The organism is Thioalkalivibrio sp. AKL8, assembly GCF_000380525.1.
Lineage (GTDB): Bacteria > Pseudomonadota > Gammaproteobacteria > Ectothiorhodospirales > Ectothiorhodospiraceae > Thioalkalivibrio > Thioalkalivibrio versutus.
The window spans coordinates 42,973-50,447 of the sequence record NZ_AQYF01000012.1 but is presented as its reverse complement, the minus strand read 5'-3'; the positions used below and the strand labels follow the sequence as shown (position 1 = coordinate 50,447).

The 7,475-nt window shown below is 62.1% G+C and carries 16 protein-coding genes; all 16 read left to right on the top strand.

Annotated features, from left to right (window positions below; genetic code table 11):
- The coding region (gene tuf / locus G335_RS0112775) for an elongation factor Tu (protein WP_018176986.1) at positions 1–873 on the top strand (873 nt) is incomplete at its 5' end.
- A 5-nt stretch (positions 874–878) separates the two neighbouring features.
- A complete protein-coding gene (rpsJ, locus tag G335_RS0112770; protein ID WP_017941070.1) occupies positions 879–1,190 on the top strand; it encodes a 30S ribosomal protein S10 in 312 nt (103 codons plus the stop codon).
- Between the two features lie 110 nt (positions 1,191–1,300).
- Entirely contained in the window at positions 1,301–1,945 is a 645-nt protein-coding gene (rplC, locus tag G335_RS0112765; protein WP_018176985.1) for a 50S ribosomal protein L3, read from the top strand.
- Positions 1,946–1,949: 4 nt separating this feature from the next.
- A complete protein-coding gene (gene rplD / locus G335_RS0112760; RefSeq protein WP_018168211.1) occupies positions 1,950–2,555 on the top strand; it encodes a 50S ribosomal protein L4 in 606 nt (201 codons plus the stop codon).
- Positions 2,552–2,848, top strand: a complete 297-nt coding sequence (rplW, locus tag G335_RS0112755) for a 50S ribosomal protein L23 (protein WP_018146458.1) — start codon at positions 2,552–2,554, stop codon at positions 2,846–2,848. The genes rplD and rplW overlap by 4 nt, the downstream gene beginning before the upstream one ends.
- Positions 2,849–2,850: 2 nt before the next feature.
- Entirely contained in the window at positions 2,851–3,672 is an 822-nt protein-coding gene (rplB, locus tag G335_RS0112750) for a 50S ribosomal protein L2 (RefSeq protein WP_018168210.1), read from the top strand.
- 12 nt (positions 3,673–3,684) lie between these two features.
- Positions 3,685–3,957 carry a 30S ribosomal protein S19 gene (gene rpsS, locus G335_RS0112745; protein WP_018146456.1) on the top strand — a complete coding sequence of 91 codons (273 nt, stop codon included), beginning with the start codon at positions 3,685–3,687 and terminating at the stop codon, positions 3,955–3,957.
- A gap of 9 nt (positions 3,958–3,966) precedes the next feature.
- Complete coding sequence (gene rplV / locus G335_RS0112740; protein ID WP_018146455.1) at positions 3,967–4,308, top strand: 50S ribosomal protein L22; 342 nt, start codon at positions 3,967–3,969, stop codon at positions 4,306–4,308.
- Between the two features lie 2 nt (positions 4,309–4,310).
- Positions 4,311–4,991, top strand: coding sequence for a 30S ribosomal protein S3 (gene rpsC, locus G335_RS0112735; RefSeq protein ID WP_018146454.1), 681 nt, complete (start codon positions 4,311–4,313; stop codon positions 4,989–4,991).
- A gap of 10 nt (positions 4,992–5,001) precedes the next feature.
- A complete protein-coding gene (gene rplP / locus G335_RS0112730) occupies positions 5,002–5,415 on the top strand; it encodes a 50S ribosomal protein L16 (protein WP_017941078.1) in 414 nt (137 codons plus the stop codon).
- Positions 5,415–5,609 (top strand): 50S ribosomal protein L29, encoded by a 195-nt coding sequence (gene rpmC, locus G335_RS0112725; protein WP_018168209.1) that lies wholly within the window; start codon positions 5,415–5,417, stop codon positions 5,607–5,609. The genes rplP and rpmC overlap by 1 nt, the downstream gene beginning before the upstream one ends.
- 4 nt (positions 5,610–5,613) lie before the next feature.
- Entirely contained in the window at positions 5,614–5,880 is a 267-nt protein-coding gene (gene rpsQ / locus G335_RS0112720; protein ID WP_018146452.1) for a 30S ribosomal protein S17, read from the top strand.
- 22 nt (positions 5,881–5,902) lie between these two features.
- Positions 5,903–6,271, top strand: coding sequence for a 50S ribosomal protein L14 (rplN, locus tag G335_RS0112715; protein WP_018146451.1), 369 nt, complete (start codon positions 5,903–5,905; stop codon positions 6,269–6,271).
- 7 nt (positions 6,272–6,278) lie between these two features.
- Entirely contained in the window at positions 6,279–6,593 is a 315-nt protein-coding gene (gene rplX / locus G335_RS0112710; RefSeq protein ID WP_018146450.1) for a 50S ribosomal protein L24, read from the top strand.
- A gap of 18 nt (positions 6,594–6,611) precedes the next feature.
- On the top strand, positions 6,612–7,151 hold the full coding sequence (rplE, locus tag G335_RS0112705; RefSeq protein WP_018146449.1) for a 50S ribosomal protein L5: 540 nt from the start codon (positions 6,612–6,614) through the stop codon (positions 7,149–7,151).
- 15 nt (positions 7,152–7,166) lie between these two features.
- A complete protein-coding gene (gene rpsN, locus G335_RS0112700; protein ID WP_019563614.1) occupies positions 7,167–7,472 on the top strand; it encodes a 30S ribosomal protein S14 in 306 nt (101 codons plus the stop codon).
- Positions 7,473–7,475: the final 3 nt, after the last annotated feature.

Here is a 7,475-nt window from a genome sequence, read left to right as displayed (position 1 = left end):
TCGGCGGCCGATGGCCCGATGCCGCAGACCCGCGAGCACATCCTGCTGGCGCGTCAGGTCGGTGTTCCGTACATCGTGGTGTTCCTGAACAAGGCCGACATGGTCGATGATCCGGAGCTGCTGGAGCTGGTCGAGATGGAAGTCCGCGACCTGCTGTCCTCGTACGACTTCCCGGGTGACGACACCCCGGTCATCACCGGTTCCGCGCTGAAGGCGCTGGAAGGTGACGAGAGCGAAGTAGGCGCCCCGGCGATCTACAAGCTGGTCGAGGCGATGGACAGCTGGATTCCGGAGCCGGAGCGTGCCGTGGACGGCGCGTACCTGATGCCGGTGGAAGACGTGTTCTCGATCTCCGGTCGCGGCACCGTGGTGACCGGTCGTATCGAGCGCGGCGTGGTGAAGGTGGGCGAAGAGATCGAGATCGTCGGTATTCGCGACACGCAGAAGACCACCGTCACCGGTGTCGAGATGTTCCGCAAGCTGCTGGATCAGGGCGAAGCGGGCGACAACGTCGGCATTCTGCTGCGCGGCACCAAGCGAGACGACGTCCAGCGTGGTCAGGTGCTGTGCAAGCCGGGTTCGATTACCCCGCACACGCACTTCGAGGCCGAGGTGTATATCCTGGGCAAGGAAGAGGGCGGTCGTCACACGCCGTTCTTCAACGGGTACCGTCCGCAGTTCTACTTCCGCACGACGGACGTGACGGGCTCGGTGGAGCTTCCGGAAGGCACCGAGATGGTGATGCCGGGTGACAACGTGAAGATGACGGTGTCCCTGATCAATCCGATCGCGATGGAAGACGGTCTGCGCTTTGCGATCCGCGAAGGCGGCCGCACTGTGGGCGCCGGCGTCGTCTCCAAGATTATTGAGTGAACCAGATGGCTAACCAGCGCATTCGAATTCGTCTGAAGGCCTTTGATCATCGACTGATCGACCGTTCCGCGGCCGAGATCGTCGAGACTGCAAAGCGGACCGGTGCCCGAGTCAAGGGCCCGATCCCCCTGCCGACCAAGAGCGAGGCGTATACCGTCCTGGTTTCGCCGCACGTCAACAAGGACGCGCGGGACCAGTACGAGCTGCGCACGCACAAGCGACTGATGGATATCCTCGATCCGACCGACAAGACCGTGGATGCCCTGATGAAGCTGGATCTGGCTGCAGGCGTAAATGTTCAGATCAGGCTTAACTAACGTTAAATTTTCTGCCATACTATTGGGCTTTCCGTGGCCCGGCGGAATTTTCGCCGGGCCACGGCTTTAGGGCGCTTGTTAGCGCCGTCTGATACGGAAGGGGTTTTGTAATGGCTCTTGGACTCATCGGTCGCAAGCTCGGCATGTCGCGCGTCTTTACGGACGATGGCGTCTCTGTGCCGGTTACGGTGCTACAGGTGGACAACAATCGCGTGGTCCAGATCAAGCGCACCGAAGGCGACGGCTACAACGCGGTCCAGGTGACGGCGGGCTCGCGCAAGCCGTCCCGGGTAAGCAAGCCGGAGGCCGGGCACTACGCCGCGGCGTCGGTGGAGCCCGGGCGCGGTCTGTGGGAGTTTCGCGTCGACGAGACCGACCTCGAAGGCCTGGCTGCCGGTGATGCAATCACCGTCGACCGGTTCGAGGAGGGGCAGATCGTGGATGTGACCGCTCAGAGCAAGGGCAAGGGCGTCCAGGGTGCCGTGAAGCGTCACAACTTCCGCACCCAGGACGCGACCCATGGCAACTCGCTGGCGCATCGCGCTCCGGGTTCCATCGGTCAGAACCAGAGCCCGGGCCGTGTGTTCAAGGGCAAGAAGATGGCCGGGCACATGGGCGCCGAGCGTAAAACCATCCAGAACCTCAAGGTGGTGCGCGTCGACGCTGATCGCAGCCTGGTCCTGGTTCAGGGTGCCGTGCCGGGCGCGCCGAGTACCGACGTGATGATTCGTCCGGCCGTGAAGGCGAAGGGTTAAAACAATGCAAGTTACGACTGCCGATACCGGGGCCAGCGTGGAGCTGTCCGCCACCTGCTTTGAGCGGGATTTCAATGAACCGCTGGTGCATCAGAGCGTCGTCGCTCAGCTGGCCGGCGCCCGCAGCGGGACCCGTGCCCAGAAGACCCGGGCCCAGGTCAGTGGCGGCGGCATCAAGCCGTTCCGCCAGAAAGGGACTGGGCGCGCTCGCGCTGGTACGATTCGCAGCCCGCTGTGGACGGGTGGCGGCAAGGTGTTCGCTGCGCGCACTCAGGATTTCTCGCAGAAGCTGAACAAGAAGATGTACCGCGCCGCCATGGCGTCCATCCTCTCCGAACTGCTGCGGCAGGATCGCCTGAAAGTGGTCGCTGCATTCGCCGTCGAGTCGGGCAAGACCCGTGACGGCATTGCCAAGCTCGGCGAGCTCGGCCTGGAGCGTGGGCTGGTGGTGCTGGCCGAGGATGACGCGATGACCGAACGTGCGTTGAGCAACGTCCCGCACGTGGATGTGATCGATGTGAGCGGTGTCAATCCCGCCAACCTGGTCGGGGCCGATACGGTCGTGATTACGGAAGGCGCCATCCGCAAGCTTGAGGAGTGGCTGGCATGAATTCGCGTCTGATGCAGATTATTCAGGGCCCGGTGGTGTCGGAGAAGTCGACCAATGCCGGCGAAGTGGGGCAATACGTGTTCCGTGTGCTGCCGGATGCCGACAAGGCCGAGATCAAGGCCGCGATCGAGAAGCTGTTCGAGGTTCGGGTGGAGCACGTGCGCACACTGAACCAGCAGGGCAAGAACAAGCGCTTCGGCCGCATGTTCGGGCGTCGCAACCACTGGAAAAAGGCCTATGTGGCCCTCGCTGAAGGCGAGAGCATCGACATGGGTGAAGGAGAACAGGTCTAGTCATGGCGATTATCAAGACCAATCCGACCTCTGCCGGGCGCCGTCACGCGGTGAAGATCCGCGGCGAGGGTCTGCACAAGGGGGCGCCGCACGCGGCGCTGCTCGAAAAGCAGACTCGCTCGGGGGGCCGCAACAACGCCGGCCGCATTACCACGCGGCACGTCGGTGGTGGCCACAAGCAGCGCTACCGCATCGTTGACTTCAAGCGGAACAAGGACGGCGTGCCCGGCAAGGTCGAGCGGCTGGAGTATGATCCGAACCGCAGCGCTCATTTGGCGTTAGTACTGTACTCTGACGGCGAACGCCGGTACATTATTGCGCCCCGCGGGCTGAAGCAGGGTGATGCCGTGACTAGCGGCTCGCAGGCCCCGATTCGCGTGGGTAACGCGATGCCGCTGCGCTCCATTCCGGTTGGCACGGTGATTCACTGCATCGAGATGAAGCCGGGGAAGGGAGCGCAGATTGCGCGGTCCGCCGGCGCTTCGGCCCAGGTCGTGGCACGTGAAGGCGCACACGCGACGATTCGCCTGCGCTCCGGTGAGATGCGCCGCATCCAGTCCGAGTGCCGGGCCACGATCGGCGAAGTCGGTCACAGCGAGCACAGCCTCAAGAAATTCGGGAAGGCCGGTGCCAAACGCTGGATGGGTGTCCGCCCAACCGTGCGTGGTACCGCGATGAACCCGGTCGACCACCCGCATGGTGGTGGTGAAGGTCGCAACTTCGGGCGTCACCCGGTGACCCCGTGGGGCCGCCCGACCAAGGGTTACAAGACCCGCAACAACAAACGTACCGACGGCATGATCGTGCGTCGGCGCAAGAAGTAACGGAGTGCCAGCATGCCGCGTTCACTGAAGAAAGGCCCGTTCGTCGATCATCACCTTCGCAAGAAGGTGGATGAGGCGCTCGAGAAGAACGATCGGCGTCCGATCAAGACCTGGTCGCGCCGCTCGATGATCATCCCGCAGATGGTGGGTCTCACCCTCGCGGTACACAACGGGCGTCAGCATATTCCGGTGCTGGTCAACGAAAACATGGTCGGCCACAAGCTGGGCGAGTTTGCGTTGACGCGGACCTTCAAGGGTCACATCGCCAACAAGAAGTCGCGCTGAGGACGAACGATGGAGACGATTGCAAAACTGCGCTACGCGCGCATCTCGCCGCAGAAGACGCGGCTGGTCGCCGACCAGGTTCGTGGCATGCGGGTGGAAGAGGCTCTGAACGAGTTGACTTTCAGCCCCAAAAAGCCGGCAGCGATTGTAAAAAAGGTGCTGGAGTCCGCGATTGCCAATGCGGAGAACAATGACGGTGCAGACATCGACGAGCTGCGCATCTCGCGCATCCAGATCGACGAAGGGCCGGTTCTCAAGCGCATGCAGGCGCGAGCCAAGGGTCGCGGCAACCGCATCATGAAGCGCACTAGCCACATTGTAGTGGGCGTGAGCGAGAAGGGAGCGAACTAACCATGGGTCAGAAAGTACATCCAACCGGCATCCGGCTGGGCATTTCTCGCCCGTGGTCGGCGACCTGGTACGCGGACGGTCGCGAGTTTGGTGAAACGCTGAACAACGACATCAAGCTGCGCACGTTTCTGCAGAAGAAACTTGCCCACGCGTCGGTCAGCCGAATCACCATCGAGCGTCCCGCCAAGGCCGCGCACATCACGATTCACACGGCACGTCCGGGGATTGTGATTGGCAAGAAGGGCGAGGACATCGAGAAGCTGCGCCGCGAAGTGGCAGCCGAGACGGGCCTGGAGCAGGGCAACGTCAAGATCAATATCGAAGAGGTGCGCAAGCCCGAGATCGAAGCCCAGCTGGTCGCGGAAGGCATCGCCCAGCAGCTTGAACGCCGCATCATGTTCCGTCGTGCGATGAAGCGCGCCGTGGGTAACGCGATGCGCCTGGGTGCTCAGGGCATCAAGGTGCACGTGGCCGGTCGCCTCAATGGCGCCGAGATCGCGCGTTCCGAGTGGTACCGCGAAGGCCGCGTACCGCTGCACACCCTGCGTGCGGACATCGATTACGGTTTCGCCGAGGCGCGTACGACCTACGGGATCATCGGCGTCAAGGTGTGGATCTTCAAGGGCGAAGTTTTCGGCCTGGAACCGGTCGAAGGGACGCGCGCTGCGGCCAACGCGAGCTAGGACATAGACCATGTTGCAGCCAAAAAGAACCAAATTCCGCAAGCAGTTCAAGGGCCGGAACCGGGGCATGGCCTCCACCGGCGCCAAGGTCAGCTTCGGCGAGTACGGCCTTCAGGCCGTGGAACGCGGTCGCATTACCGCGCGCCAGATCGAGGCGGCGCGGCGTGCGATGGTGCGTCACATCAAGCGTGGCGGGAAGATCTGGATCCGGGTGTTCCCGGACGTCCCGGTCACCAAGAAGCCGCTTGAAGTGCGCATGGGCAAGGGCAAGGGCGGTGTCGAGTACTGGGTCTGCAAGATTCAGCCCGGCCGCGTGCTCTACGAGATGGAAGGTGTGCATGAAGACGTTGCGCGTGAGGCAATGCGTCTGGCCGCCGCCAAGCTCCCGGTCAAGACGGTGTTTACCCGTCGGCAGGTGATGTGATGAAAGCAGAAGAGCTCAGAAAGAAGTCGGACGGCGATCTGGACCAGGAGCTGGAAGCGCTCTACAAGGAACAGTTCGGCCTCCGCATGCAGAAGTCGGTCGGGCAGCTTGCGCGCCCGGATCGTGTCGGCAAGGTGCGGCGCGAGATCGCGCAGATCAAGACGCTGATGAATGAACGTAGAAGGGCAGGTTAAGACAATGACCGAAGAAGGTTCCAGGACTCAGCGTTCCGTCGTCGGGCGCGTGATTAGCGACAAGACGGACAAGACCCGCACGGTTCTTGTCGAGCGTCGCGTCCGTCATCCGCTGTACGGGAAGTTCATTCGTCGCAGCACGAAACTGCACGTCCATGACGAAGAAAATGTATCGCGCATGGGCGATCGGGTTCGTATCCGTGAATGCCGGCCGATTTCCAAGCAGAAGCATCATGCCCTGATCGAAGTGGTCGGGCAGGACGCTCTCTGAATCGGCTGCCAGGAGATAAGTCATGATTCAAATGCAGACCGTGCTCGAGGCCGCCGATAACAGCGGTGCCCGACGCATCCAGTGCATCAAGGTGCTGGGCGGGTCGCACCGCCGGTACGCCCGGGTGGGCGACGTCATCAAGGTGAGCGTCAAGGATGCGATCCCGCGTGGCAAGGTGAAGAAGGGCGATGTCTATGACGCCGTCGTGGTGCGCACGGCCGCGGGCGTGCGCCGTGCGGATGGATCGCTGATCCGCTTCGACCGCAACGCCGCGGTCCTGCTGAACAACCAGCATCAGCCGATCGGCACCCGTATCTTCGGGCCGGTGACGCGTGAACTGCGAGGGGAGAAGTACATGAAGATTATCTCCCTCGCCCCGGAAGTGCTGTGAGGACGTGATGAACAAGATTCGCAAAGGCGACGATGTCGTCGTGATTTCTGGCAAGGACAAGGGTCGCCGGGGCACCATTATCAAGGTCCTCGATGGCAAGGTTCTGGTTCAGAACATCAACATGGTGAAGAAGCATCAGAAGCCGAACCCGCAACAGGGCGTCGGCGGTGGGATCATCGAGAAGGAAATGCCGATCGATGTGTCCAACGTGATGGTCTTCAACCCAGCAACCGACAAGGGTGATCGCGTGTCGTTCAAGACCCTGGAAGACGGCCGTAAGGTGCGGGTCTTCCGCTCGAACGGCGAAGTCGTGGACGCATAACGCGGGACGGACGGTTTTATGGAACGCTTGAGAGAAGAATACGAATCCACGGTGAAGCAGGCCCTGCGCGAGCAGTTCAGCTATGCCAACGTGATGGAAATCCCGCGTGTCACCAAGGTGACCCTGAATATGGGTCTGGGTGATGCCGTCGCGGACAAGAAGGTGATCGAGCACGCGGTCAGCGACATGACGGCCATTGCCGGGCAGAAGCCGGTCGTGACCAAGGCGCGCAAGTCGATCGCCGGGTTCAAGATCCGCGATGACTATCCGATCGGCTGCAAGGTCACCTTGCGCCGGCGGCAGATGTACGAGTTCCTGGATCGCCTGATCAGCGTAGCGCTGCCGCGCGTGCGGGACTTCCGCGGGTTTTCCGCGAAAGCCTTCGATGGCCGTGGCAACTACAGCATGGGCATCAAAGAACAGATCATCTTCCCGGAGATCGATTACGACCGTGTCGACAAATTGCGCGGCATGGACATCACGATTACCACCAGTGCAAGAACGGACGCGGAAGCCAAGGCCCTTTTGGAGGCCTTCCGATTCCCGTTCCGGCAGTAACCGAGGTAGGCGCACATGGCAAAGACATCGATGCTCGAACGCGAGAAAAAGCGCGAGCGACTGGTCAACAAGTACGCGGCCAAGCGGGCCGAACTGAAGGCGATCCTGGTCGACGAGACCAAGTCGTCCGAAGAACGCCTGGCAGCCATGCATGCGCTGCAAAAGCTGCCGCGTGATTCCGCGCGCGTCCGGCAGACGAACCGGTGCGGCGTCACTGGTCGGCCGAAAGGGTACTACCGCCGGTTTGGCCTGGGGCGCAACAAGCTGCGCGAACACGCCATGAAGGGCGAGATTCCGGGCCTGCGCAAGGCGAGCTGGTAAGGA